This is a genomic window from Streptomyces sp. NPDC111744 (assembly GCF_055634995.1).
Genome location: NZ_JBVKCG010000022.1, coordinates 109,156 through 132,674 on the forward strand (window position 1 = coordinate 109,156; position 23,519 = coordinate 132,674).

Annotated in this window: 21 protein-coding genes and 1 pseudogene; 11 read left to right on the forward strand and 11 right to left on the reverse strand. The window is 70.6% G+C overall.

Translation table 11 applies throughout. From position 1 onward, the window contains the following. Positions 1-15: 15 nt before the first annotated feature. Positions 16-486 (reverse strand): hypothetical protein, encoded by a 471-nt coding sequence (locus ACZ7OO_RS35150; protein ID WP_471511202.1) that lies wholly within the window; start codon positions 484-486, stop codon positions 16-18. A 117-nt stretch (positions 487-603) separates the two neighbouring features. Between ACZ7OO_RS35150 and ACZ7OO_RS35155 the strand changes: the two genes are divergently transcribed. Together ACZ7OO_RS35155 and ACZ7OO_RS35160 are read left to right on the forward strand one after the other, a co-directional pair. Beyond that, the gene (locus ACZ7OO_RS35155; protein ID WP_471511204.1) at positions 604-942 is read left to right on the forward strand and encodes a YnfA family protein; all 339 of its coding nucleotides are present in this window, start codon (positions 604-606) and stop codon (positions 940-942) included. A gap of 53 nt (positions 943-995) precedes the next feature. Then, positions 996-1,769, forward strand: a complete 774-nt coding sequence (locus ACZ7OO_RS35160; RefSeq protein ID WP_471511206.1) for an SDR family NAD(P)-dependent oxidoreductase — start codon at positions 996-998, stop codon at positions 1,767-1,769. Positions 1,770-1,931: 162 nt separating this feature from the next. Here the strand turns inward: ACZ7OO_RS35160 and ACZ7OO_RS35165 are convergent, their stop codons facing one another. Continuing rightward, on the reverse strand, positions 1,932-3,125 hold the full coding sequence (locus ACZ7OO_RS35165) for an RtcB family protein (RefSeq protein ID WP_471511208.1): 1,194 nt from the start codon (positions 3,123-3,125) through the stop codon (positions 1,932-1,934). A 228-nt stretch (positions 3,126-3,353) separates the two neighbouring features. Between ACZ7OO_RS35165 and ACZ7OO_RS35170 the strand changes: the two genes are divergently transcribed. From ACZ7OO_RS35170 to ACZ7OO_RS35180, 3 genes are all read left to right on the forward strand, one after another. Continuing rightward, a complete protein-coding gene (locus tag ACZ7OO_RS35170) occupies positions 3,354-4,208 on the forward strand; it encodes a DUF3558 domain-containing protein (RefSeq protein ID WP_471511210.1) in 855 nt (284 codons plus the stop codon). Between the two features lie 132 nt (positions 4,209-4,340). Further along, positions 4,341-5,228, forward strand: a complete 888-nt coding sequence (locus ACZ7OO_RS35175) for a DUF3558 domain-containing protein (RefSeq protein WP_471511212.1) — start codon at positions 4,341-4,343, stop codon at positions 5,226-5,228. Between the two features lie 99 nt (positions 5,229-5,327). Beyond that, positions 5,328-6,698, forward strand: coding sequence for a DUF2637 domain-containing protein (locus tag ACZ7OO_RS35180; protein WP_471511214.1), 1,371 nt, complete (start codon positions 5,328-5,330; stop codon positions 6,696-6,698). A 59-nt stretch (positions 6,699-6,757) separates the two neighbouring features. Here the strand turns inward: ACZ7OO_RS35180 and lysS are convergent, their stop codons facing one another. After that, positions 6,758-8,500, reverse strand: coding sequence for a lysine--tRNA ligase (gene lysS, locus ACZ7OO_RS35185; RefSeq protein WP_471511270.1), 1,743 nt, complete (start codon positions 8,498-8,500; stop codon positions 6,758-6,760). A gap of 257 nt (positions 8,501-8,757) precedes the next feature. Here lysS and argS point away from each other — a divergent pair, with 257 nt between their 5' ends. Together argS and ACZ7OO_RS35195 are read left to right on the forward strand one after the other, a co-directional pair. After that, the gene (argS, locus tag ACZ7OO_RS35190; RefSeq protein WP_471511216.1) at positions 8,758-10,515 is read left to right on the forward strand and encodes an arginine--tRNA ligase; all 1,758 of its coding nucleotides are present in this window, start codon (positions 8,758-8,760) and stop codon (positions 10,513-10,515) included. 93 nt (positions 10,516-10,608) lie between these two features. After that, positions 10,609-11,382, forward strand: coding sequence for a DUF4253 domain-containing protein (locus ACZ7OO_RS35195; protein WP_471511218.1), 774 nt, complete (start codon positions 10,609-10,611; stop codon positions 11,380-11,382). A 9-nt stretch (positions 11,383-11,391) separates the two neighbouring features. Here ACZ7OO_RS35195 and ACZ7OO_RS35200 read toward each other — a convergent pair whose 3' ends face one another. Then, positions 11,392-12,585: an aminotransferase-like domain-containing protein gene (locus tag ACZ7OO_RS35200; protein ID WP_471511220.1), complete on the reverse strand. Its 1,194-nt coding sequence runs from the start codon at positions 12,583-12,585 to the stop codon at positions 11,392-11,394. A gap of 315 nt (positions 12,586-12,900) precedes the next feature. Between ACZ7OO_RS35200 and ACZ7OO_RS35205 the strand changes: the two genes are divergently transcribed. Beyond that, positions 12,901-13,098 (forward strand): hypothetical protein, encoded by a 198-nt coding sequence (locus tag ACZ7OO_RS35205; protein ID WP_471511222.1) that lies wholly within the window; start codon positions 12,901-12,903, stop codon positions 13,096-13,098. A gap of 43 nt (positions 13,099-13,141) precedes the next feature. After that, a pseudogene (locus ACZ7OO_RS35210) lies at positions 13,142-13,249 on the forward strand (DUF4232 domain-containing protein); the annotation flags it as partial. A 19-nt stretch (positions 13,250-13,268) separates the two neighbouring features. On the opposite strand, the gene ACZ7OO_RS35215 reads toward ACZ7OO_RS35210, so the two are convergent. From ACZ7OO_RS35215 to ACZ7OO_RS35245, 7 genes are all read right to left on the reverse strand, one after another. Continuing rightward, entirely contained in the window at positions 13,269-14,171 is a 903-nt protein-coding gene (locus ACZ7OO_RS35215) for an SAM-dependent methyltransferase (protein ID WP_471511224.1), read from the reverse strand. 122 nt (positions 14,172-14,293) lie between these two features. Continuing rightward, complete coding sequence (gene hemB / locus ACZ7OO_RS35220; protein ID WP_471511226.1) at positions 14,294-15,286, reverse strand: porphobilinogen synthase; 993 nt, start codon at positions 15,284-15,286, stop codon at positions 14,294-14,296. A gap of 195 nt (positions 15,287-15,481) precedes the next feature. Continuing rightward, positions 15,482-17,188 carry a bifunctional uroporphyrinogen-III C-methyltransferase/uroporphyrinogen-III synthase gene (locus tag ACZ7OO_RS35225; protein ID WP_471511228.1) on the reverse strand — a complete coding sequence of 569 codons (1,707 nt, stop codon included), beginning with the start codon at positions 17,186-17,188 and terminating at the stop codon, positions 15,482-15,484. Further along, complete coding sequence (gene hemC, locus ACZ7OO_RS35230) at positions 17,185-18,144, reverse strand: hydroxymethylbilane synthase (protein WP_471511230.1); 960 nt, start codon at positions 18,142-18,144, stop codon at positions 17,185-17,187. Before hemC ends, ACZ7OO_RS35225 begins: the two co-directional genes overlap by 4 nt. Further along, positions 18,141-19,829 carry a glutamyl-tRNA reductase gene (locus ACZ7OO_RS35235; protein ID WP_471511232.1) on the reverse strand — a complete coding sequence of 563 codons (1,689 nt, stop codon included), beginning with the start codon at positions 19,827-19,829 and terminating at the stop codon, positions 18,141-18,143. Before ACZ7OO_RS35235 ends, hemC begins: the two co-directional genes overlap by 4 nt. Beyond that, on the reverse strand, positions 19,826-20,581 hold the full coding sequence (locus tag ACZ7OO_RS35240) for a redox-sensing transcriptional repressor Rex (protein WP_471511234.1): 756 nt from the start codon (positions 20,579-20,581) through the stop codon (positions 19,826-19,828). The genes ACZ7OO_RS35235 and ACZ7OO_RS35240 overlap by 4 nt, the downstream gene beginning before the upstream one ends. A gap of 281 nt (positions 20,582-20,862) precedes the next feature. Next, positions 20,863-21,138 carry a glutaredoxin family protein gene (locus tag ACZ7OO_RS35245; RefSeq protein ID WP_471511236.1) on the reverse strand — a complete coding sequence of 92 codons (276 nt, stop codon included), beginning with the start codon at positions 21,136-21,138 and terminating at the stop codon, positions 20,863-20,865. 127 nt (positions 21,139-21,265) lie between these two features. Between ACZ7OO_RS35245 and ACZ7OO_RS35250 the strand changes: the two genes are divergently transcribed. Both ACZ7OO_RS35250 and ACZ7OO_RS35255 read left to right on the forward strand, forming a co-directional pair. Beyond that, on the forward strand, positions 21,266-22,207 hold the full coding sequence (locus tag ACZ7OO_RS35250; RefSeq protein ID WP_471511238.1) for an HAD family hydrolase: 942 nt from the start codon (positions 21,266-21,268) through the stop codon (positions 22,205-22,207). A gap of 442 nt (positions 22,208-22,649) precedes the next feature. Then, positions 22,650-23,435 (forward strand): ECF subfamily RNA polymerase sigma factor, BldN family, encoded by a 786-nt coding sequence (locus ACZ7OO_RS35255; protein WP_352225058.1) that lies wholly within the window; start codon positions 22,650-22,652, stop codon positions 23,433-23,435. The last annotated feature ends 84 nt before the right edge of the window (positions 23,436-23,519 follow it).

Genomic DNA, 23,519 nt, shown 5'->3' on the forward strand with positions numbered 1-23,519 from the left:
TGTCGGGCGGTCCGGTCAGAAGGCGTACGGGTCCCCGGTCGCCAGCACCAGAACCCGCTGCTCGTCGTTCGTACGGTCGTGGTCCATCGCGCCCCCGCCCCACGCCACGTCGACCGCCACCGTCACCTCCGACGGCCGCTCCCGCAGCCGTACCGGAACCACCAGCTGCTCGCCCGGCATGTCGACGGCGAGCGCCCCGGTGCCGCACACCACCTCCCGGTCGCCGGTGCGGGCGCACGCGGCGGGCAGCTGCTGCGAGTCCGCCAGCGCCGCCGACCAGCTCAACCGCACCGTGGCGCCGGACACGGGTTCCGGCCCGAGATCGTGCGGGGTCACCCGGACCTCCACCAGATCCCCGATCATCACCACCGACCCGTGCACCTCGAGATCGGCGTCCCCGGCCCACGCGGCACCCCCCGCCCCGACCACCAGCGCGCCCACCGCCACCGCCCCGACCACCGCAAGCCCGCAACGACGCATCGCCATGCCACCCGTCCCGTCCGTCCCGTCCGTCTCCGGCGTTCGTACGGATGTATGCCACCCGAACCCCGCCCCAGGCGCCCTCCAACAGGTGACAGCCGGACCTCGTGGCAGGCTGCGGGCATGCTGATCCTCCGCTCCGCCGCCCTGTTCGTCGTCGCCGCCTTCTTCGAGATCGGCGGCGCCTGGCTGGTCTGGCAGGGCGTACGGGAGCACCGGGGCTGGCTCTGGGTCGCCGGCGGCATCCTCTCCCTCGGCGCCTACGGCTTCGTCGCCACGTTCCAGCCGGACGCCCACTTCGGTCGCATCCTGGCGGCATACGGCGGAATCTTCGTCGCCGGCTCGATCCTGTGGGGCGTCGTGGCCGACGGCTACCGCCCGGACCGCTGGGACCTCACGGGCGCGGCGATCTGCCTGGCGGGCATGGCAGTGATCATGTGGGCGCCGAGGAACGGCGGCTGACCCTCACCTACGCTGGAAGGAGCCGACCGCCCACCGAGCATCAGGAGCACCGCATGGCCACCGCACCGTCCGCCGCCTCCCGCATCGCCGTCGTCACCGGTGCGAGCAGCGGAATCGGCGCCGCCACCGCCCGTAGGCTCGCCGAGGCCGGCTACCGCGTGGTCCTCACCGCCCGCCGCGAGGACCGCATCGAGGCGCTGGCCAAGGAGATCAACGAGGCCGGCCACCAGGCGACCGCCTACCCGCTGGACGTGACGGACCGCGCGGCCGTGGACGAGTTCGCGACCGCCTTCAAGACGGTCGCCGTCCTGGTGAACAACGCCGGCGGAGCCCTCGGCGCCGACCCGGTGGCCACCGGCGACCCGGCCGACTGGCGCACGATGTACGAGACGAACGTCATCGGCACCCTCAACATCACCCAGGCCCTGCTGCCCAGGCTGGAGGCGAGCGGCGACGGCACGGTGGTCGTCGTCTCGTCCACCGCGGGCCACGGCACCTACGAGGGCGGCGCCGGCTATGTCGCCGCCAAGCACGGCGCCCATGTCCTCGCCGAGACGCTCCGCCTGGAGATCGTCGGCAAGCCGGTCCGGGTCATCGAGATCGCCCCCGGCATGGTGAAGACGGACGAGTTCGCGCTGACCCGGTTCGGCGGCGACGAGGAGAAGGCGGCGAAGGTCTACCAGGGCGTCGCCGAGCCCCTCACCGCCGAGGACGTGGCGGACACCATCACCTGGACGGTGACCCGCCCCAGCCACGTCAACATCGACCTCCTGGTGGTGCGCCCCCGCGCCCAGGCCTCCAACTCCAAGGTCCACCGGGAACTGTGATGCCCGACCGTCCGGGGACGCCGAGGCCGCCGCGGAACTCAGGCGGGCCGAGAAAAGGTGCGGCATCCGCCTGTGGCGCCTGCGGACCGCCCAGGCCCCCATGCCTGCCGCGCGGTAGCCGATCAGGTGAGTCCTCCGGTTCGGAACCGGAGGACTCACCTGTCAGCCCTTCACACAGACGAACTGCTTCAGCTTCGCCACGACCTCCACGAGGTCGCGCTGCTCGTCCATGACCTGGTCGATGTTCTTGTAGGCGCCCGGAATCTCGTCCAGTACCCCGGAGTCCTTGCGGCACTCCACACCCCGCGTCTGGTCCTCCAGATCCTTGGTCGTGAAGCGACGCTTCGCCGCGTTACGGCTCATACGCCGACCCGCGCCATGGGACGCGGAGTTGAAGGCCTTCTCGTTTCCGAGCCCCTTCACGATGTACGAGCTGGTGCCCATCGAACCCGGGATGATCCCGAACTCACCGGAGCCGGCCCGGATCGCGCCCTTTCGGGTCACGAGCAGGTCCATGCCTTCGTACCGCTCTTCCGAGACGTAGTTGTGATGACAGGAGATCTCCTGCTCGAAGGTCGGCTTCGCCTTCTTGAACTCCTTGCGGACCACGTCCTTCAGGAGTGCCATCATGAGCGCACGGTTGTACTTGGCGTACTCCTGCGCCCAGTAGAGATCATTTCTGTAGGCCGCCATCTGCGGGGTGTCCGAGACGAAGACCGCAAGGTCGCGGTCGATCAGCCCCTGGTTGTGCGGGAGCTTCTGGGCCACGCCGATGTGGTGCTCCGCGAGTTCCTTGCCGATGTTCCGGGAACCGGAGTGCAACATGAGCCAGACCGAATCTGACTGATCGAGACACAATTCGATCATGTGGTTTCCGGATCCGAGCGTTCCCATCTGCTGATGCGCCCGCCCCTCACGGAACTTCACCGCTTCCGCGACCCCGTCGAACCGCCCCCAGAACTCCCCCCACCCGGCCGTCGCCAGCCCGTGGAAGTCCCCCGGCTCCACCGGATCCGCATGCATCCCCCGCCCCACCGGAATCGCCTGCTCGATCTTCGACCGCAGTCGCGACAGGTCCCCGGGCAGGTCGTTGGCCGTCAGTGACGTCTTCACCGCCGACATCCCGCAGCCGATGTCGACGCCCACCGCAGCCGGGCACACGGCCCCCTGCATGGCGATGACCGACCCGACCGTCGCACCCTTCCCGTAGTGGACGTCCGGCATGACCGCCAGGCCCTTGATCCACGGCAGGGTCGCGACATTGCGCAGCTGCTGGAGCGCCACGTCCTCGACGGCCGCCGGGTCGGTCCACATCCGGATCGGCACCTTCGCGCCCGGCATCTCCACGTACGACATGACTTCCTCATTCCCCCGCGAACAACAAAACAAAAAGGACAAAAGTACTTAATTCCAGCAGAACGCAAATGCGTCGCCAAGGGCGCCAAAACAGACATGGAACCGGCGTTGACCGCAGTGCGTGCGATACACATTGTCTCCAGGGGACGCCCCGCTGCGGCAAGCGATTAACCTGCGGGGACACTGGAGCAGGACCGAGCGACCCAGTGAACGGAAAGGAGCCTGACCGTGCAGCGGAAGGCGTACGTAACCGGCACCGCCGCCCTCCTCGCGGCCCTGCTGGCCGGCTGCACGAGCGGTTCCAGCGGTGGGAACGACATCACCGACAAGAACGCGGACACCGGCACCTCCGCCGTCGCGGCCCAGCCCGGCAAGTACCGCACCCTTCCCGAGCCCTGCGGCGCGGTCAGTCACGACACCCTCGACTCCCTGCTCCCCGGCATCGCCCAGATCACCGACCAGGATCAGCGCGACAAGGCGTACGAGGGCGAGGCCACCCTCACCTACGACACGGACCGCAAGGTCGGCTGCCACTGGAAGGTCGAGTCCACCGACGCCACGGACCGGCTGACCGTCGACTTCGAGCGCGTGGTGTCCTACGCCAACGCGGTCAGCGACGACAACGAGGCGCAGACGATCTACGCGCAGAGGGAGTCGGCGGCCGACATCCCCGAGTCCGCGCCCCCGAGCGCGACCGCGTCGGAGTCGCCCTCGGGGTCGGCGTCCGGGACGCCGTCACCGTCCGCCTCCTCGTCCACGTCGCCCTCGGGATCCACCGGCCCCTCCGGCTCGGCGTCGACGTCGTCGTCCACCTCGGCCTCGCCCTCGACCGCCCCGGCCGACCTGCAGCCCCGCACCCTCACCGATCTCGGCGACGAGGCGTATCTCGACGACCAGCTCAGCGGCTCGGGGTCAACGGCCGAACAGCGCACGGTGACTGTGGTGTTCCGCACGTCCAACGTCGTGGTGACCATCCAGTACGAGGAGCAGCCGATGGCCACCGGAACCGTCCCGGACAGCAAGGAACTGCAGGACAGGGCCCAGAATCTGGCCGCCCGACTGGCCCAGGACCTCAACAGCTGAGCGCCCGGACACGCCCTCTCCACCCCGCCCGCAAAGCCCGCGAACCGAAACCGCACAGCATCCTCACCGCGTACCGTGGCCCCTCGGACCCGATCCGACCGCAGGAACCCCGAGCGTATGAGTGAAGGAACCATGCAGCGAGTAGCAGTCCAGCGAGACGACCAGCGTGCCCGGAACGAACGGAACGCACAGCGACGGGCGGGGCGCCTGCGCCGCGGCCTCGTCTGTGCGGCCGCCGTCCCCGCGGTGGCGCTGTTCGCGACGGCCTGCTCCTCGGGCTCCGACAGTGCCGCCAAGGAGACGGGCGGCGGCTCGAATCCGGCCAGCGCTCCCTCCGGCTCCGCGGCGGCGCCTTCGCCGACCGTCCAGGCGGCCAAGTACCGGAAGCTGCCGGAGCCGTGTGCGGTGCTGTCGAAGGAGACGCTCACCGCGCTCGTACCGAAGGGCGCGAAGTCGGGCAAGAAGGGCGCTTCGGGTGATGTGGCCGCCCGGGGCAGTTGCTCCTGGAGCAGTCTGGACAACAACGGCGTGAAGGGCTCGCAGTTCCGCTGGCTCAACATCGCCTTCCTCCGCTTCGACTCGGACAGCAACCGCGGCTCCGGTGAGAAGCAGGCCGCGGCGTACTACGCGAGCCAGGTGCAGGAGGCCCGGTCCGTGACCGGCGCCAAGAACACCAGGTCGGAGCCGGTGACCGGGACCGGTGACCAGGCGACCGTCGTGCGCTACGACCTGAAGAAGAAGGAAGGCGCCTTCCGGCAGCAGACGGTCGTGGCACGGGTCGCGAACGTGGTCGTCACCGTCGACTACAACGGCGCGGGTCTGGCCGGCGAGAAGACGCCGGACGGCGACACGCTCACGAAGGCGGCGGAGAAGGCCACCAAGGAGGCGGTGGCCTCGGTCGCGACGGCCAACGGCTCTGCTGCGGCTCCGAGTTCACCTGCGGCGACCCCCTCGAAGTCCGCCTCCAAGTCGCCCTCCGCCAGCGCGTCGCCCTCCAAGTCGTCAGCCAAGAAGGGCTGACCGGCAACACGCGCGCCGCACTGATGTGCCACCCTGTTGCGCGCAACAACAGGCAAGGGGAGGGGAGTACGGGTGGCCGCGCGAATACAGCTGACTCGGATGCACCGCGTTCTCATCGGTGTGGTCGTGACCGGCGCGATGATCATCGCCGGTATCGGCTTCGCCGGGTCGTACGCGGCCGTCCGTGAGCTGGCCATCAAGAAGGGCTTCGGGAACTTCTCCTACGTCTTCCCGATAGGCATCGACGCGGGCATCTGCGTCCTGCTCGCCCTGGACCTGCTTCTGACCTGGATCCGCATCCCGTTCCCGCTGCTGCGGCAGACGGCCTGGCTGCTGACCGTCGCGACGATCGCCTTCAACGGCGCGGCGGCCTGGCCGGACCCGCTGGGTGTGGGTATGCACGCGGTGATCCCGATCCTGTTCGTGGTCGCCGTCGAGGCCGCCCGCCACGCGATCGGCCGGATCGCGGACATCACGGCGGACAAGCACATGGAGGGGGTCCGCCTCACCCGCTGGCTGCTCTCCCCGGTCCCCACGTTCCTCCTGTGGCGCCGGATGAAGCTGTGGGAGCTGCGCTCCTACGACCAGGTGATCAAGCTGGAGCAGGAACGTCTCGTCTACCAGGCGAGACTGCGCTCCCGTTTCGGCAGGGCGTGGCGCCGCAGGGCCCCGGTGGAGTCCCTGATGCCGCTGAGACTGGCCCGTTACGGCGTCCCCCTGGCGGAGACGGCCCCGGAGGGCCTGGCGGCGGCGGGCATAGAGGTGCCCTCGCGGCCTGCCATCCCGGCTGCGGAAGTACCAGCCGTGACGGCGGGCAGTCGTGCCGCCGGGGCGGCGCCCGTCCCGCAGCAGGCGGCACCTTTCGGCGAGCAGCGCCCCGAGCTGGTCCCCAGCCCCAACGCCGAGCAGCCGGCGAACGCGCCCGAGCCGGAGCCGGAGCCGGAACCCGATCCCCAGCTGAATCCCTGGCTGCACGCGAGGGACCCTCAGCAGATCGAGTACCAGGGCGACTACGACCCGACGTTCGAGCCCCAGTACACCGAGGAGCAGTTCGCGGCGGCGGCCTGGCAGGCGCAGCAGCAGTACCAGCAGGAGCAGTACCAGCAGGAACTGCTCCGGCAGCAACAGCAGTTCCCGCCCGCCCGGTTCGCGGAGGAGCAGTTCCCGCCGGAGCAGCAGCCTCTTCCCGAGGAGTCCCCGTCGGAGACGACCGGCAGCTTCCCCATCCCCTCCGGCCCCGGCCGCACCCGTGAGCTCGGCGAGGGCGGTGGCCCGCCGGAGCCGACCGAGGAGGACTTCTACCTGGTCTTCAAGAAGTCCATAGACGGGGGCTACCCCAGCTCGGGCCAGTTCAGGGGCGACGTGGAGGCGACGTACGGCATCACGCTCCCGCAGCGCGAGGCGGAACGCATGGTCAACCGCTTCACGAACCGTCACACGGCGGAGCTGCAGGAAGACCACATCGCGTAAGAGGTACGACGGCATGAAGAAGGGGCCCTCCGGTCGGAGGGCCCCTTCTTCATGCCGGGCTACTCCCCGAGCAGCCGCCGCACCCGCTCCTGCCCCACGGCGAGCAGCAGAGTGGGCAGCCGGGGTCCGGTGTCGCGCCCCACGAGCAGGTGGTACAGCAGCGCGAAGAACGTTCGCTGGGCCGTCTTGATCTCGGCCGGCAGCTCCTTGGGCGTGGCGTCGGCGGGGAACCCGGCCTGCACCTTGGGCACGCCGTACACGAGGTGCGTCAGGCCGTCCAGCGACCAGTGCTCGGCGAGCCCGTCGAGCAGCAGTCGTACCGACTGCTGGGACGCCTCGTCGAGGGACTTCAGCAGCTCGGCGTCCGGCTCGTCGCGGACGATGGTGCGCTGGTCGGCCGGCACCTGGGTGTTGATCCAGGCCTCGGCCTTGTCGTACCGGGGCCGTGCCTCGTCCACCGAGCCCAGCGGGTTCGAGGGGTCCAGTTCGCTGAGGATCCGCAGCGCCTGGTCCTCGTGCCCGGCGGTGATGTCGGCCACGGAGGCGAGCGTCCGGTACGGCAGCGGTCGCGGGGTCCGCGGCAGCTCACCGGCGGCCGTGCCCACCGCACGCGCGTGCGCGGCGACGTCGGCGGGCAGTGCGGCGCCCTCGCTCACCTTGGCGTCCAGCTTGTCCCACTCGTCGTAGAGCCGCTGGATCTCCTGGTCGAAGGCGATCTTGAAGGACTGGTTGGGCCGCCGGCGGGCGTAGAGCCAGCGCAGGAGCTGCGGCTCCATGATCTTCAGCGCGTCGGCGGGCGTGGGCACGCCACCGCGCGAGGACGACATCTTCGCCATCCCGCTGATGCCCACGAACGCGTACATGGGACCGATGGGCTGCTCCCCGCCGAAGATCCCGACGATCTGCCCGCCCACCTGGAACGAAGACCCCGGCGACGAGTGGTCGACACCGCTCGGCTCGAAGATGACGCCCTCGTAGGCCCAGCGCATCGGCCAGTCGACCTTCCAGACCAGCTTGCCCCGGTTGAACTCGCTCAGCCGGACGGTCTCGTTGAACCCGCACGCGGTGCAGACGTAGGTCAGCTCGGTGGTGTCGTCGTCGTAGGACGTGACGGTCGTCAGGTCCTTCCCGCAGCCGCCGCAGTACGGCTTGTACGGGAAGTATCCGGCGGAGCCGGCGGAACCGTCGTCCTCGCTCGCCGCGCCCGAGCCCTCCTCGGCGTCCAGCTCGGCCTCGTCGACGGCCTTCTGCTGCTGCTTCTTCGCGGGGGCCTTCCTGGTGCGGTACTGGGCGAGGATGGCGTCGATGTCACCGCGGTGCTTCATGGCGTGCAGGATCTGCTCCCGGTACACCCCGGAGGTGTACTGGGCGGTCTGGCTGATCCCGTCGAACTCCACGCCCAGCTCGGCCAGCGACTCGATCATCGCGGCCTTGAAGTGCTCGGCCCAGTTCGGGTACGCGGACCCCTTCGGGGCGGGCACGGAGGTGAGCGGCTTGCCGATGTGCTCGGCCCACGTCTCGTCGACGCCTGCGACGCCCGCGGGAACCTTGCGGTACCGGTCGTAGTCGTCCCAGGAGATCAGGTGCCGGACCTGGTGCCCGCGCCGCCGGACCTCGTCCGCGACCAGGTGCGGGGTCATGACCTCGCGCAGGTTCCCCAGGTGGATGGGGCCGGACGGGGAGAGCCCGGACGCGACGACGACCGGTTTGCCCGGGGCCCGACGCTCCGACTCCTCGATGACCTCATCCGCGAAACGGGAGACCCAGTCGGTGGTCTCGGTGCTCTGAGCCACGATCGGCACGTCCTTCTTTCTGGCATGGGACAGCCGGTACGGTCGCACGGCTGACCGCTCCATTGTCCCAGCCGAGGCCGCATCCACGAAAACGGCTTTACACCAGCGCCCCCGCAGGGGCGCGGGGAACTGCGCGACCAGCCCCGACCCGCCCGCGCCCGGCCCTCCACCGCACCCTCCGAGCTCTCACCCGCGAAAACCCCTTTACCCCCCATGAAATACTGGTCCCGTCTACCCGCACCCACGAGGAGAACGGCTCCCACCCCATGGCCTCGGTCACGTCGCTCACCGATCTCGTCAATCAGCGTCTCGCGGACGCCCTCTCGGCAACCCTGCCGGAGGCCGCCGTCGACCCGCTGCTGCGACGCAGCGACCGGGCCGACTACCAGGCGAACGGCATCCTCGCCCTCGCCAAGAAGGCCAAGGCCAACCCCCGGGAGCTGGCGACGCAGGTCGTCTCCCACATCGTCACCGGCGAGGACCTGATCAAGGACGTGGAGGTCTCCGGCCCCGGCTTCCTCAACATCACCCTCTCCGACAAGGCGATCACCGAGAACCTGGGCGCGCGGTACGCGGACGGCGGCCGTCTCGGCGTGCCGGCCAAGGAGAACCCGGGCGTCACGGTCATCGACTACGCCCAGCCGAACGTCGCCAAGGAGATGCACGTCGGCCACCTGCGTTCCGCGGTGATCGGCGACGCCCTGCGCGGCATGCTCGACTTCACCGGCGAGCGGACCATCGGCCGGCACCACATCGGTGACTGGGGCACCCAGTTCGGCATGCTCATCCAGTACCTGATCGAGAACCCGGACGAGCTGTCCGCGGAGACCGACACGGACGGCGAGCAGGCCATGTCGAACCTGAACCGGGTCTACAAGGCCTCTCGGGCGGTCTTCGACGCGGACGAGAACTTCAAGGAGCGGGCCCGGAAGCGGGTGGTCGCCCTCCAGTCCGGCGACAAGGAGACGCTGGACCTGTGGCAGCGGTTCGTGGACGAGTCGAAGGTCTACTTCTACTCGGTCTTCGAGAAGCTCGACATGGAGATCCGGGACGACGAGATCGTCGGCGAGTCGGCGTACAACGACGGCATGCCCGAGACCGCCCGCCTCCTGGAGGAGATGGGCGTCGCGGTCCGTTCCGAGGGCGCGCTCGTGGTCTTCTTCGACGACATCAGGGGCAAGGACGACCAGCCGGTCCCGCTGATCGTGCAGAAGGCCGACGGCGGCTTCGGGTACGCGGCCTCGGACCTGACGGCGATCCGCAACCGGGTCACCGACCTGCACGCCACCTCGCTGCTCTATGTCGTGGACGTGCGTCAGTCTCTGCACTTCAAGATGGTGTTCGAGACGGCACGACGGGCCGGCTGGCTCACCGACGGCGTGACCGCGCACAACATGGGCTACGGCACCGTGCTGGGCGCGGACGGCAAGCCGTTCAAGACGCGTGAGGGCGAGACCGTACGGCTGGAGGACCTGCTGGACGAGGCGGTGCAGCGGGCCGCCGAGGTCGTCCGGGAGAAGGCGCAGGACCTCACCGAGGCGGAGATCCAGGAGCGGGCCCAGCAGGTCGGTATCGGTGCCGTGAAGTACGCGGACCTGTCGACGTCGCCCAGCCGGGACTACAAGTTCGACCTGGACCAGATGGTCTCGCTGAACGGCGACACGAGCGTCTACCTCCAGTACGCGTACGCCCGTATCCAGTCGATCCTCCGCAAGGCGGGAGACGTCCGGCCCGCCGCGCACGCGGAGCTGGAACTGCACGCGGCGGAGCGGGGGCTGGGCCTGCACCTGGACGCCTTCGGCGACACGGTCTTCGAGGCCGCGGCGGAGTACGCCCCGCACAAGCTGGCCGCGTACCTGTACCAGCTGGCGTCGCTGTACACGTCGTTCTACGACAAGTGCCCGGTCCTGAAGGCCGACACCCCGGCCCAGGTGGAGAACCGCCTGTTCCTGTGCGACATGACGGCCCGCACCCTGCACCAGGGCATGGCCCTGCTGGGTATCCGGACGCCCGAGCGGCTCTGAACGACTCGGCAGCCGGTGTTGTTCACTGGCTGGACGGACCGCTTCATGTGATCGCCAATGTCGTTGTCAGTGGGCGCCCTTACAGTCTGTGGCATGGCGACTCTTCCCAACCCGCTGCCCAAGCTGGCGACCGACCCGAGCGGTCGTTCCCTGGGGCTCCAACTCCCGCCCGGGACACTGCTGGACGAGACCCTGGACGGCCCGTGGCACCAGCCGTTGCTGTGGTACGCCGGGCAGCCCGCCGGTCCCGGGACCTGGACCGCGCTGGGCGCGCCGGCGGCCCGTGCGGGGCTGCTGCCGGTGCTCATCGACGTGTCCGAGGTCGACGACTGGGACTTCGCGCCCGAGGAGACGTCGTACCCGGGGGACCACGACGCCGACGAGGTGCTGGAGGACTACTGGGAGGAGGACCCGCCGGACGGCGAGGAGTGGCCGGGGCTCGCCCTCGCCCCGGCGCTGGTCGCCGATCCGGACGTGCGGGCCGCCGATGTCGCCGACGCGCTGAGCCAGGGGCGGTCCTGGCTGAAGGAGCCGCACCTGGCTCTGGTGTCGGCCCGGCGCAGCGCGGACATACCGGCGGCGATCGGCTGGAGCGGGCCGGTGAATTACGAGGAGGACGTGGCCCGGCTGTGCGCGGTGCTGCGCTCCTGGGAGGACCGCTTCGGCATACGGGTGGTGGCCCTCGGCTTCGACCACCTCGCGCTCTCCGTCGCCGCCCCGCCCGCCGACCTCGACGAGGCTGAGGCGGTGGCCGCCGAGCACTTCGCGTTCTGCCCGTACGCCGTGCTGCCGGGCGCCGACGACACCCTGTCGTCGTACGCCGAGCAGCTGGTCGGCGAGCGGCTTTGGCACTTCTGGTGGGACTGAGCGACCTGGCTAGCCGTTGAGGCCCTTCGCCAACCTCCGCAACCCTTCCCCGATCTCCTCCGGCGTCTGCGTCACGAAGCACAGCCGCAGCGTCGAGCGGTCGGGGTCGGCGGCGTGGAAGGGCTCCCCGGGGACGTAGGCCACGTTGTGCTCCACCACCCGGCGGAGCAGGGCGGTGGTGTCGTACGACTCCGGGAGCCGGGCCCAGAGGAACATGCCGCCCTCGGGCCGGTTCCAGGTGGAGCCGGCCGGCAGGGCGTCGGCGAGGCCGGCCAGCATGGCGTCCCGGCGTGCGCCGTACACCGCACGCACCGTGGCGACATGGCCGTCCAGGACGTCCAGGTACCGGGCGGCGGCGAGTTGGTTGAGGGTCGGGGTGTGCAGGTCGGCCGCCTGCTTGGCCACCGCGCAGGCGCGGCGCAGTACTTCCGGGGCGCGGAGCCAGCCGAGGCGCAGGCCGGGGGCCATCACCTTGGAGAAGGAGCCGAGCAGGACCACCCGGTCCGCGGCGCCGGGGAAGGACGCGATCCAGGGGACGCGGTGGCCGTCGTAGCGGAGTTCGCCGTAGGGGTCGTCCTCGACGATCCACAGGCCGTGCCGGGCGGCGGCCGTGGCGAGGGCGGCGCGGCGGGCGGCGGGCATGGTGCGGCCGGTGGGGTTCTGGAAGGTCGGGACGAGGTAGAGGAGTTTGGGCCGTTCGGCGCGGACCAGTTCCTCCAGGGCGGCCGGGTCGACGCCGTCCGCGTCGCCCGGGACGGGCAGGATCCGGGCCCCGGCCAGCCCGAACACCTGAAGTGCCGCCAGATAGCAGGGGCTTTCGACGAGGACCGTGTCGCCGGGGTCTATCAGCGCGCTCGCCAGGAGGGAGAGGGCCTGCTGGGAGCCGGTGGTGATGAGCAGGTCGTCGGGCCCGGTGGGCAGGCCCTGTGCGGTGACGCGTGCCGCCAGTCCGGATCTCAGGGCCGGCTCGCCCTCCGTCGTCGAGTACTGCAACGCCCGCTCCGGCGACTCCTCCAGCACCGTCCGGAAGGCTGCCGCGATGCCCTCCCGGTCGAAGAGTTCGGGGGCCGGCAGCCCGCCCGCGAAGTTGATCACCTCGGGGCGTGCGGTCACCGCGAGGATCTCCCGCACCGGGGAACCGCCGACGGTACGGGCACGGGCCGCGAGCGGCGGAAGGGCGGCTGGGGCACTGGTGACGGTCATGGACGGCTCCTCGGGCTGATCCTCGTCTTGGCCGGAGCCTAGAGAGGTACATGCCGTCTACACCCGTGATTCCGCGATACGGACGAGCGGCGCCGGAGCCGCCCGTCCGGGTACCCGGGCGTCCCGTCCCGGCATCCCAGGAGACGGGATCCGTGCAGGTCGGAGGCGTGGATCGGACTCACCCGTCCCGAATCACCCGCGGGGTCTGGCGGTCCGGGCACCCTGCCCCACAGGCTGAGGGCACACCGAGATCGCCGATCACGGCGATCACGGCGATCACACCGATCACGCCGACGACGCCAAGGGAGCCCTCGCATGTCCGCCACGCGCCCCACCCCGGCCGCCGGCCGCCGTCTCCTCGCGGCGGCAGCCCTGGCGCTGGCCGCCACGGCCGCCCTCGGCGGCTGCCGGGACGGCGAGGGCGTACGCGACGAGGGCCCCTCCGCCGCCTCCCTCTCCCGGCCCGCCGCCGACGCGGCCCACCAGGCCGCCCCGCCCAGCAGGAACTCGTAGGCGGGCCACCCGTTGTTCCCGCTCGCGCGGAACGGCCACCCGTGGCGGCGCCTCGGCGACACCGCCGCCGCCGGCGAAGGGCGTGTACTACGACAGCTCGCTGCGGGTGACGTACTGGCAGCAGGACCGGGACGACGCCCTCGACTGGTGAGCCGAGGGCGGCAGGTGCCTCAGGCCTTCGCGCCGAGCCCCGCGTAGACGTTGATGTCGGCGTCAGTCACGTCGTTGATGTCGGCGTAGCGGACCCGCTCGATGTGGTCGAGGGACTCCAGGATCGCGGCGTCCGGCTGCTCGGGGACGGGCGCGGCGTTGTCGGGGCGCCAGCGGTGCACGGGGACCACGCCCGGCTCGGCCAGGTCGAGGGAGTTCTCCGTGAAGAAGCGCTCGACCTCGGCCCGCGACCGCAGCACGAAACTGAAGCCGCGCGAGGTGTACTCCCGCTGGACCGCCCGGATGTTCTCGGGGTTGAGGTCCTCGGTGAGGTGGCTGAGCACCACCCGGCTGCCGGCGGGCAGCGCCTCGACGAGCTCGCGGACGATCGGGTAGGCCTCCTCGTCCTCCACGAAGTGCAGGATCGCCACCAGGCACAGGGCGATCGGCTGGTCGAAGTCCAGCGTCTTCACGGCCTGTTCGAGGATCTGCGCCGGGTTCTTGAAGTCGGCGTCGATGTAGTCGGTACGGCCCTCGGGCCCGCTGGTGAGCAGGGCGCGTGCGTGGGCGAGGACGATCGGGTCGTTGTCGACGTACACGACCCGGGAGTCCGGCGTGATCCGCTGGGCGATCTGGTGGACGTTCTCCGCGGTGGGCAGGCCGGTGCCGATGTCGAGGAACTGGCGGATGCCGTCCTCGATGGCCAGCGTGTTCACGGCGCGGCGCAGGAAGTCGCGGTTGTGCCGTACGTCGAGGTAGCCGCGCGGGTTGGCGGAGAGCGCGGCGGAGGCCGCGGCGAGGTCGGCGGGGTAGTGGTCCTTGCCGCCGAGGAAGACGTCGTAGACGCGGGCCGGGTGTGCCCTGGTGGTGTCGATCCTCCTTCTCAGCTCGGCGGGGTCTTGGCTGAGGGCGTCGCCGGACATGGGCGTCTCCATCGATTCAACTAATCAACACAGAACCAGAGGTCAACAACCTAACTCCGCAAGGCGACTTGAAAGTGCCCGCTGCGCAATCTCACAGCGGGCACCACCCCTGCCCCTGGGCGTCAGCCCAGCATCCGCGCGGCCTCCACGGCCCAGTACGTGAGGATGTTCTGCGCGCCGGCCCGCTTGATGCCGGTCAGCGTCTCCAGGATGGCCCGGTCGCGGTCGATCCAGCCCTTCTCGGCGGCGGCCTCGATCATCGAGTACTCCCCGGAGATCTGATAGGCGGCGACCGGCACGTCCACGGAGTCGGCGACCCGGGCGAGGATGTCGAGGTAGGGCCCGGCCGGCTTGACCATCACCATGTCGGCCCCCTCCTCCAGGTCCAGGGCCAGCTCCCGCAGGGACTCCCGCACATTGGCGGGGTCCTGCTGGTAGGTCTTCCGGTCCCCCTTCAGCGAGGACCCGACGGCCTCCCGGAAGGGCCCGTAGAAGGCGGAGGCGTACTTGGCGGTGTAAGCGAGGACGGCGACGTCCTCCCGCCCGATCTGGTCGAGGGCGTCGCGGATGACGCCGATCTGCCCGTCCATCATCCCGCTGGGCCCTACGACATGGGCGCCCGCGTCGGCCTGCACCTGGGCCATCTCGGCGTACCGCTCCAGAGTGGCGTCGTTGTCGACGCGCCCCTCGGCGTCGAGCACCCCGCAGTGCCCGTGGTCGGTCGTCTCGTCGAGGCAGAGGTCGGACATCACGAGCAACTCGTCGCCGACCTCGGCCCGCACGTCCCGCAGCGCGACCTGCAGAATCCCGTCCGGGTCGGTGCCGGGCGTCCCGAGGGCGTCCTTCTTGCCCTCCTCCGGCACACCGAACAGCATGATCCCGGAGATCCCCGCTTCGACGGCCTCCAGGGCCGCCTTCTTCAGGGTGTCCCGGGTGTGCTGCACGACGCCGGGCATGGTGGCGATCGGCACCGGTTCGCCGACGCCCTCGCGTACGAACGCCGGGAGGATGAAGTCCGCGGGGTGCAGCCGGGTCTCGGCGACCATGCGCCGCATGACGGGGGTCGTCCGCAGTCGACGCGGCCGCGTGCCGGGGAAGGAGCCGTACTTCGTCATGCTCTCTACGCTACGCCCGTCACCTGGGCGCACTTGCCGACGTGACGTCGGTGCCCCGGCCCGGGGCGGCCCGGAGCATCCGCTCACGCTTCAGGGTGCGCTGCCTGGCCGGGACGACCTCGGTGTCGCCGGCCGCCGTAGAAAGAAAGCCGGGGGGTCTGAGGGGCGCAGCCCCAGACCCCCCGCCGTGCAACCTCACGTAGTGCTGCGTCGCCGCCGGGCCCCCGGCCGCCGCTCACTGGGCCGGGTCACCGGATCGCCGGCCTGCACGGCGGCGGCGCGCCGCCGCAGCCCGAACTCCGCCAGCGCCTCCGCCAGCTTGGCGACCGACGGCTCCGGAGCCATCACGTCCACCCGCAGCCCGTGCTCCTCGGCCGTCTTGGCCGTGGCAGGACCGATGCACGCGATGACCGTCACGTTGTGCGGCTTCCCGGCGATACCGACCAGGTTCCGCACGGTGGACGACGACGTGAAGAGAACCGCGTCGAAGCCGCCGCCCTTGATCGCCTCCCGGGTGTCGGCCGGCGGCGGCGACGCCCGCACGGTCCGGTAGGCCGTGACGTCGTCCACCTCCCAGCCCAGCTCGATCAGCCCGGCGACCAGCGTCTCGGTGGCGATGTCGGCGCGCGGCAGGAACACCCGGTCGATCGGGTCGAAGACCGGGTCGTAGGGGGGCCAGTCCTCGAGCAGCCCGGCCGCGCTCTGCTCCCCGCTCGGCACCAGGTCCGGCTTCACGCCGAAGGCGACCAGGGCCTTCGCGGTCTGCTCGCCGACCGCCGCGACCTTGATGCCCGCGAAGGCGCGTGCGTCGAGCCCGTACTCCTCGAACTTCTCCCGTACGGCCTTGACCGCGTTCACCGAGGTGAAGGCGATCCACTCGTAGCGTCCGGTGACGAGGCCCTTGACCGCGCGCTCCATCTGCTGGGGCGTGCGCGGCGGTTCGACGGCGATCGTCGGCACCTCGTGCGGCACGGCGCCGTAGGACCGCAGCTGGTCGGAGAGGGTCGCCGCCTGCTCCTTCGTACGCGGCACGAGTACCTTCCAGCCGAACAGCGGCTTGGACTCGAACCACGACAACTGGTCGCGCTGGGCGGCGGCGGACCGCTCACCGACCACGGCTATCACCGGCCGGCCGCCGTCCGGGGAGGGCAGCACCTTCGCCTGCTTCAGGGTCTGGGCGACGGTGCCCAAGGTGGCCGTCCAGGTCCGCTGCCGGGTGGTGGTACCGGCGACCGTGACCGTCATCGGGGTGTCCGGTTTACGGCCGGCGGCGACCAGTTCCCCGGCGGCCGCGGCCACCGAGTCGAGGGTCGTCGACACCACGACCGTGCCGTCCGAGGCACCGACCTCGGTCCAGCAGCGGTCGGAGGCCGTACGGCCGTCCACGAAGCGGACGTCCGCGCCCTGGGCGTCCCGCAGCGGCACACCGGCGTATGCGGGTACGCCGACCACCGCCGCGACACCGGGCACGACCTCGAAGGGAACACCGGCGGCGACGCAGGCGAGCATTTCCTCGGTCGCGTACGTATCCAGTCCCGGGTCCCCGGACACCGCACGGACGACCCGCCTGCCACCCCGCGCGGCCTCCATGACAAGATGAGCCGCATCCCGCGCGGGCGGGAGCGCAGCGGTTGTTGACGCTCCGTCAACAACCGTCAGTTGAGGCGTGCCTGTGCCCGGATACGGGTCCGACGAGGAACCCGGATTCGTGAGTACGACGGAGACGCCCTGCCTGGCGTGGGCTCTGATCACGTCGAGCACGTCGTGCTCGGCGACCAGGACGTCCGCGCTGGACAGTGCCTCCACGGCACGCAAGGTCAGCAGTCCCGGATCCCCGGGTCCGGCACCCAGGAAGGTGACGTGCCCGTGTTCAAGGCCGGCGGGAAGGTTGGTGGGGCTCAATGTGCTCGCTCCCCCATCAGACCGGCCGCGCCCTGGGCAAGCATCTCGGTGGCGAGTTCGCGACCGAGCGCCGTCGCCTGGTCGTTTGTCTCGGGCACGGGACCGGTGGTGGACATCTGCACCATCCGTGTGCCGTCGGTCGTGCCGACGACGCCACGCAGGCGCATTTCCTTGACAGTCTGCCCGTCGGCCAGAAGGTCGGCCAGCGCGCCCACAGGGGCGGAGCAGCCGGCCTCCAGGGCGGCGAGCAGTGATCGCTCGGCGGTCACGGCGGCCCGCGTGAACGGGTCGTCGAGTTCCTCGAGCGCGGCGATCAGCGACGCGTTGTCCGCGGCGCATTCGACCGCCAGTGCCCCCTGGCCGGGGGCGGGCAGAACCGTGTCGACCGACAGGAAGTCGGTCACCTCGTCGATACGGCCGATGCGGCTCAGTCCCGCCGCGGCCAGCACCACGGCATCGAGTTCGCCGTCGTGTACGTATCCGAGCCGCGTGTCGACGTTCCCGCGCACGGGGACGGTCTCGACGTCCAGCCCGTGGGTGCGCGCGTACGCGTTCAGCTGCGCCATCCGGCGCGGCGAACCGGTGCCGATGCGCGCCCCGCGCGGCAGGTCGGTGAACTTCAGCGCGTCCCGGGCGACGATCACGTCACGCGGGTCCTCGCGTACCGGTACAGCGGCCAGGACCAGGCCCTCGGGCTGCCTGGTCGGGAGGTCCTTGAGCGAGTGAACCGCGAAGTCGACCTCGCCGCGCACCAGCGCGTCCCGCAGGGCGGTCACGAAGACCCCCGCGCCGCCGATCTGTGCGAGGTGCTCGCGGGAGGTGTCGCCATAGGTGGTGATCTCGACGAGCTCGACGGGCCGTCCGGTCACCTGGCTCACGGCTTCCGCCACTCGCCCGGACTGGGCCATGGCGAGTCTGGATCGCCTGGTCCCCAGTCGCAGTGGGTTGTCACTCATGCCGGTCGGTCCTTCTTGTCTGTGCTGTCCACGGCCCGGGAGACGGAGGCCACCGTCTCGGGGTCGAGGTCGAACAGGGTCCGCAGCGCGTCCGCGTACCCGGCACCGCCGGGCTCGGCCGCGAGCTGTTTGACCCGTACCGTCGGCGCGTGCAGGAGCTTGTCGACGACCCGGTGCACGGCCTGCCGGATCTCTCCGCGCTGCCGTTCGTCCAGGTCTGGCAGGCGCCCGTCGAGCCGAGCGATCTCACCGGCCACCACGTCGGCGGCCATGGTGCGCAGGGCGACCACGGTCGGCGTGATGTGCGCGGCCCGCTGCGCCGCCCCGAAGGCGGCCACCTCGTCGGCGACGATCCGGCGGACCTGGTCCACGTCGGCCGCCATGGGGGCGTCCGCGGACGCCTCCGCCAGCGACTCGATGTCCACCAGCCGCACCCCGGCCAGCCGGTGCGCGGCCGCGTCGATGTCGCGGGGCATGGCGAGGTCGAGGAGGAAGAGCGTGGGGGCGGGCCGCACGAAGCCGGCGACGGGCTCGGGTTTGCGCAGCTCGGGGATCCGGCCGATCCGGGCGGCGGTCGCGGCGAGCGCGCCGATCAGCTCGGCGTCGGTCTCGGGCGTACGGCGTCCGGCCTCCCGGATGTCGACCGTGCCGTTGTCCACCCAGGCCGCGTGCTGCTCCAGCTCCGCGGCGGCCATCCCGGCGACGGCGGCCTCACCCATCACGGAGAACCCGCTCTGTGCGGCCGTGAGGTCGAGCGGGCAGTTCTCGTCGGTGCCGAGGCCGGTGGGCCGCTGCACGGTCTGCGCGGGACGGTCGTCCTCGATCTCCGCGACGGGCTCACCGGTCCGCCCCTCGACCGCCGCGGCGACCGCGTCGGCCGTGAGGACCAGACCGGTCGCGCCCGTGCAGGAGACGGCGACGTCGGCACGTGTCAGCTCGACCGGCACCGAGTCCATCGGTACCGCGCGGGCCACCACGTCCGTGTCGTCGCTGTCGTTCAGGAGCTGGGCGAGGCGCTCGGCGCGGTCGTACGTCCGGTTCGCCACGACGATCTCCGCGACGCCGACCCGCGCCAGTGTGGCGGCGGCCAGCGAGGACATCGAACCGGCGCCGATGACCAGCGCCTTCCTGCCCTTGACCCAGGCCTCGACGTCGGTACCGGCGGCGAGCTGTTCCAGGCCGAAGGTGACCAGGGACTGTCCGGCCCGGTCGATCCCGGTCTCGGAGTGGGCGCGTTTGCCGACCCGGAGCCCCTGCTGGAAGAGGTCGTTCATCAGCCGGCCGGCACTGTGCAGTTCCTGCGCAAGGGCGAGCGAGTCCTTGATCTGCCCGAGGATCTGTCCTTCGCCCACGACCATCGAGTCCAGCCCGCAGGCCACCGAGAACAGATGGTGGACGGCCCGGTCCTCGTAGTGCACATAGAGATAAGGGGTGAGCTCGTCGAGGCCGACCCCGCTGTGCTGGGCGAGCAGCGTGGACAGCTCGGCGACGCCGGCGTGGAACTTGTCCACGTCGGCGTAGAGCTCGATGCGGTTGCAGGTGGCGAGCACCGCGGCCTCGGTGGCCGGTTCGGCGGCGAGCGTGTCCTGGACCAGCTTGACCTGGGCGTCCGTGGTGAGCGCGGCCCGCTCCAGGACGCTGACCGGGGCGCTGCGGTGGCTCAGCCCGACGACGAGGAGACTCATGCCGGCATCACGGCGGGTACGTCCCCGTCGGGCCCCTGCTCGGTGGACTCCTGGTGCGCGGCGACGGGCGGAACCGCCGCTTCGTGCTCCTCGCCGGCCTTGCGCTGCTCGTGGAAGGCGAGGATCTGCAGCTCGATGGAGAGGTCGACCTTGCGCACGTCGACACCGTCCGGGACGGTCAGCACGGTCGGCGCGAAGTTCAGGATGGAGGTGACCCCGGCGGCCACGAGCCGCTCGCAGACCTGCTGGGCGACGCCCGGCGGAGTGGTGATGACGCCGATGGAGACGCCGTTGCCGGAGATGATCTTCTCCAGGTCGTCGCTGTGCTGCACGGCGATCCCGGCGACCTGCCGCCCGGTCATCGCCGGATCGGCGTCGATGAGGGCGGCGACCCGGAAGCCACGGGAGGCGAACCCGCCGTAATTGGCGAGGGCGGCACCCAGATTTCCGATACCGACGATCACAACCGGCCAGTCCTGGGTCAGGCCCAGCTCACGGGAGATCTGGTAGACGAGATACTCGACGTCGTAGCCGACACCGCGCGTTCCGTACGAGCCCAGGTAGGAGAAGTCCTTGCGCAGCTTCGCGGAGTTGACCCCCGCGGCGGCCGCCAGCTCCTCGGAGGAGACCGTGGGGACCGAGCGCTCCGACAGTGCGGTCAGCGCCCGGAGGTACAGCGGAAGCCTGGCGACGGTGGCCTCGGGGATCCCTCGGCTGCGGGTCGCCGGTCGGTGAGTTCGGCCAGTTGCCACGGTGCTCCTGCGGGTAGAGCGGGGCTGCGGACGGTCACACGTTCCCAGACCGCCCCGTCGACAGCAGGCTATGTCTTTGTGAACGCGTGCACAAAGATGGTGTCCGATTTGCCCGGCCAACGTGACCGGGGTCACGCGCCCCCGGCGCAGCCGTGGGGAACCGGCGCACACGCGCTCGCGCTCCATCTCCAATAGGGGCAAAACCGTACACACTCCTCACGAATCCCGCCCCCGAGACCAAGCCGCCGTCGATCCTAGGCGACTTTTGCGGCCCGTTTGGACTAGTCAGTCAGTGCCTTGCGGAGGCGCTGTTCGTTCACACGCCAGAAGGTGTGCTGTTCACCGTCGACGAGTACGACCGGAATCTGCTCCCAGTACAGATCGTGCAGTCGCGAATCCTGGGTGATGTCCTTCCCTTCCCAGGGCACCCCCAGCTCGCCGCACACCTTCTCGACCACGACCTGTGCGTCATCGCACAAATGACAACCGGGCTTACGGATCAGAGTGACCAAACGCGCACGAGACGCAGGTGCCTTCCGGCCGAAGAGAGGACTCATGCGGTCCATTCTCCCGCGCTGCCGCGCCCTGCTCGACGGGTTGCTTAACGGGCCGGTCGTGGAGAGTTCACACCCATCCAACTCCCGCGACTCCGGGACCACCGAGCAGACTGGCTATGCTCACGACATGGCCGCTCTCGGATGGCTCACTCCCCGTAGGCGCTCCGCCACGGCGCGGAGCGTGTTGGCAGGCGAGGCCTCGGCGGAGGCCGCGCGCAAGAACCAGGAAGCCCTGGCAGAGGACGCCGTGTCCGCCGCCCCCAGGGACACCGCGGAACCGCCGTTCCCGGTGCTCGGCGACGACAAGGCCGCCGCGTTCTTCGACCTCGACAACACGGTCATGCAGGGCGCCGCCATCTTCCACTTCGGCCGGGGCCTGTACAAGCGGAAGTTCTTCGAGACCCGCGACCTGGCGAAGTTCGCCTGGCAGCAGGCGTGGTTCCGGCTGGCCGGCGTCGAGGACCCGCAGCACATCCAGGACGCGCGGGACTCCGCCCTCTCCATCGTCAAGGGCCACCGGGTGGCGGAGCTCCAGACCATCGGCGAGGAGATCTACGACGAGTACATGGCCGAGCGCATCTGGCCCGGTACCCGCGCCCTCGCCCAGGCCCACCTGGACGCGGGCCAGAAGGTGTGGCTGGTCACGGCGGCGCCGGTGGAGATCGCCGGCGTGATCGCCCGCCGCCTGGGTCTGACGGGAGCACTCGGCACGGTCGCCGAGTCGGTCGACGGCATCTACACGGGCAAGCTGGTCGGCGAGCCCCTGCACGGCCCCGCGAAGGCCGAGGCGGTACGCGCCCTCGCCGCCGCCGAGGGCCTGGACCTCTCCCGCTGCGCGGCCTACAGCGACTCCCACAACGACATCCCGATGCTGTCCCTGGTCGGCCACCCGTACGCCATCAACCCGGACACGAAGCTGCGCAAGCACGCCCGGGAGATGGACTGGCGCCTCCGCGACTACCGGACGGGCCGCAAGGCGGCCAAGGTGGGCATCCCCGCGGCGGCCGGAGTGGGAGCGGTCGCCGGCGGCACGGCGGCGGCGATCGCGCTGAGCCGGCGGCGCCGGTAGCGCGGCGCACGCCTGAGGAGCAGCGCCGGCAGACCCGCGGGCCGCATCCCGGCCGCGGGTGAAACGTGTTTGCCCGCACAGTTCCCCGCGCCCCTGAAGGGGTGCGCTACAGCCACGCCCACCCCCGCCCCCGGCCCCCCACCGGCACCGAACAACACGCCGCCCCAAACCTCGCGCGCCCGAATTATCGCGCCGTCATCCCAACACGCCCTCGACTCTGCCTCAACACGCCTCTTTCTGATCAACAACCGATCACGCTGCGGCACTACAACCACCCCAGATCGGTTACAGAAGCGACGCAACCGGTGATTTGAGCAACTCGGTGTAGCAGTGCCTGCACGAAGCGTTATTCTCCTCAGACGCAAACCGGTACCCCTCCGTCGCTACGACGGGTGAAAGGTTCCGTACTGCACGTGATGGAAGCTCTGCCTCTGGGAGTCCCGTGTACCCACACGTCGGGGTTGACGCCTCGGGCCTGGCTACGCTGCGCGCAACTGTCGCAACGGTCAAAGAGACGCTGCGCGGCGTTGTCCCGACCGCGTACGCCGTCCCCGCCTTCGCCACCGCCGCACCGATCGGCCCGTGCTACGCACTGGCCGACGGCAGTGCGGCCGTCGGCAGACGCGGCCGTGCCACCGGCACCGCCGCAACCACCGCCCGCCGCCCGGCCGCGGACAGCGACAGCGCCCGGATGATGGACCTCGTCGAGCGCGCCCAGGCCGGCGAGTCCGACGCCTTCGGCCGCCTCTACGACCAGTACAGCGACACCGTGTACCGCTACATCTACTACCGCGTCGGCGGCAAGGCGACCGCCGAGGACCTCACCAGTGAGACGTTCCTGCGCGCCCTGAGAAGGATCGGCACCTTCACCTGGCAGGGCCGGGACTTCGGGGCCTGGCTGGTCACCATCGCCCGCAACCTGGTCGCCGACCACTTCAAGTCGAGCCGCTTCCGGCTGGAGGTCACCACCGGCGAGATGCTCGACGCCAACGAGGTCGAGCGCTCCCCGGAGGACTCCGTCCTGGAGTCCCTCTCGAACGCGGCACTCCTCGAAGCCGTACGACGCCTCAACCCCCAGCAGCAGGAGTGCGTGACACTCCGCTTCCTCCAGGGCCTCTCGGTCGCCGAGACCGCCCGCGTGATGGGCAAGAACGAGGGCGCCATCAAGACCCTCCAGTACCGGGCCGTGCGCACTCTCGCCCGGCTCCTCCCGGACGACGCACGCTGAGCCGGGCACGCTGGGCGACACCCAACTCACGTTCGGTGAAAGCCGGTTACCTTTCTCAGCCGATCAACGGTCGTCCGTAACCCA

Coding starts and splice junctions, on each gene's coding strand:
- ACZ7OO_RS35150 (WP_471511202.1), bottom strand. CDS start 486: ATGGCGATGCGTCGTTGCGGGCTTGCGGTGGTCGGGGCGGTGGCGGTG.
- ACZ7OO_RS35155 (WP_471511204.1), top strand. CDS start 604: ATGCTGATCCTCCGCTCCGCCGCCCTGTTCGTCGTCGCCGCCTTCTTC.
- ACZ7OO_RS35160 (WP_471511206.1), top strand. CDS start 996: ATGGCCACCGCACCGTCCGCCGCCTCCCGCATCGCCGTCGTCACCGGT.
- ACZ7OO_RS35165 (WP_471511208.1), bottom strand. CDS start 3,125: ATGTCGTACGTGGAGATGCCGGGCGCGAAGGTGCCGATCCGGATGTGG.
- ACZ7OO_RS35175 (WP_471511212.1), top strand. CDS start 4,341: ATGCAGCGAGTAGCAGTCCAGCGAGACGACCAGCGTGCCCGGAACGAA.
- ACZ7OO_RS35180 (WP_471511214.1), top strand. CDS start 5,328: ATGCACCGCGTTCTCATCGGTGTGGTCGTGACCGGCGCGATGATCATC.
- argS (WP_471511216.1), top strand. CDS start 8,758: ATGGCCTCGGTCACGTCGCTCACCGATCTCGTCAATCAGCGTCTCGCG.
- ACZ7OO_RS35195 (WP_471511218.1), top strand. CDS start 10,609: ATGGCGACTCTTCCCAACCCGCTGCCCAAGCTGGCGACCGACCCGAGC.
- ACZ7OO_RS35200 (WP_471511220.1), bottom strand. CDS start 12,585: ATGACCGTCACCAGTGCCCCAGCCGCCCTTCCGCCGCTCGCGGCCCGT.
- ACZ7OO_RS35205 (WP_471511222.1), top strand. CDS start 12,901: ATGTCCGCCACGCGCCCCACCCCGGCCGCCGGCCGCCGTCTCCTCGCG.
- ACZ7OO_RS35215 (WP_471511224.1), bottom strand. CDS start 14,171: ATGTCCGGCGACGCCCTCAGCCAAGACCCCGCCGAGCTGAGAAGGAGG.
- hemB (WP_471511226.1), bottom strand. CDS start 15,286: ATGACGAAGTACGGCTCCTTCCCCGGCACGCGGCCGCGTCGACTGCGG.
- hemC (WP_471511230.1), bottom strand. CDS start 18,144: ATGAGTGACAACCCACTGCGACTGGGGACCAGGCGATCCAGACTCGCC.
- ACZ7OO_RS35235 (WP_471511232.1), bottom strand. CDS start 19,829: ATGAGTCTCCTCGTCGTCGGGCTGAGCCACCGCAGCGCCCCGGTCAGC.
- ACZ7OO_RS35245 (WP_471511236.1), bottom strand. CDS start 21,138: ATGAGTCCTCTCTTCGGCCGGAAGGCACCTGCGTCTCGTGCGCGTTTG.
- ACZ7OO_RS35250 (WP_471511238.1), top strand. CDS start 21,266: ATGGCCGCTCTCGGATGGCTCACTCCCCGTAGGCGCTCCGCCACGGCG.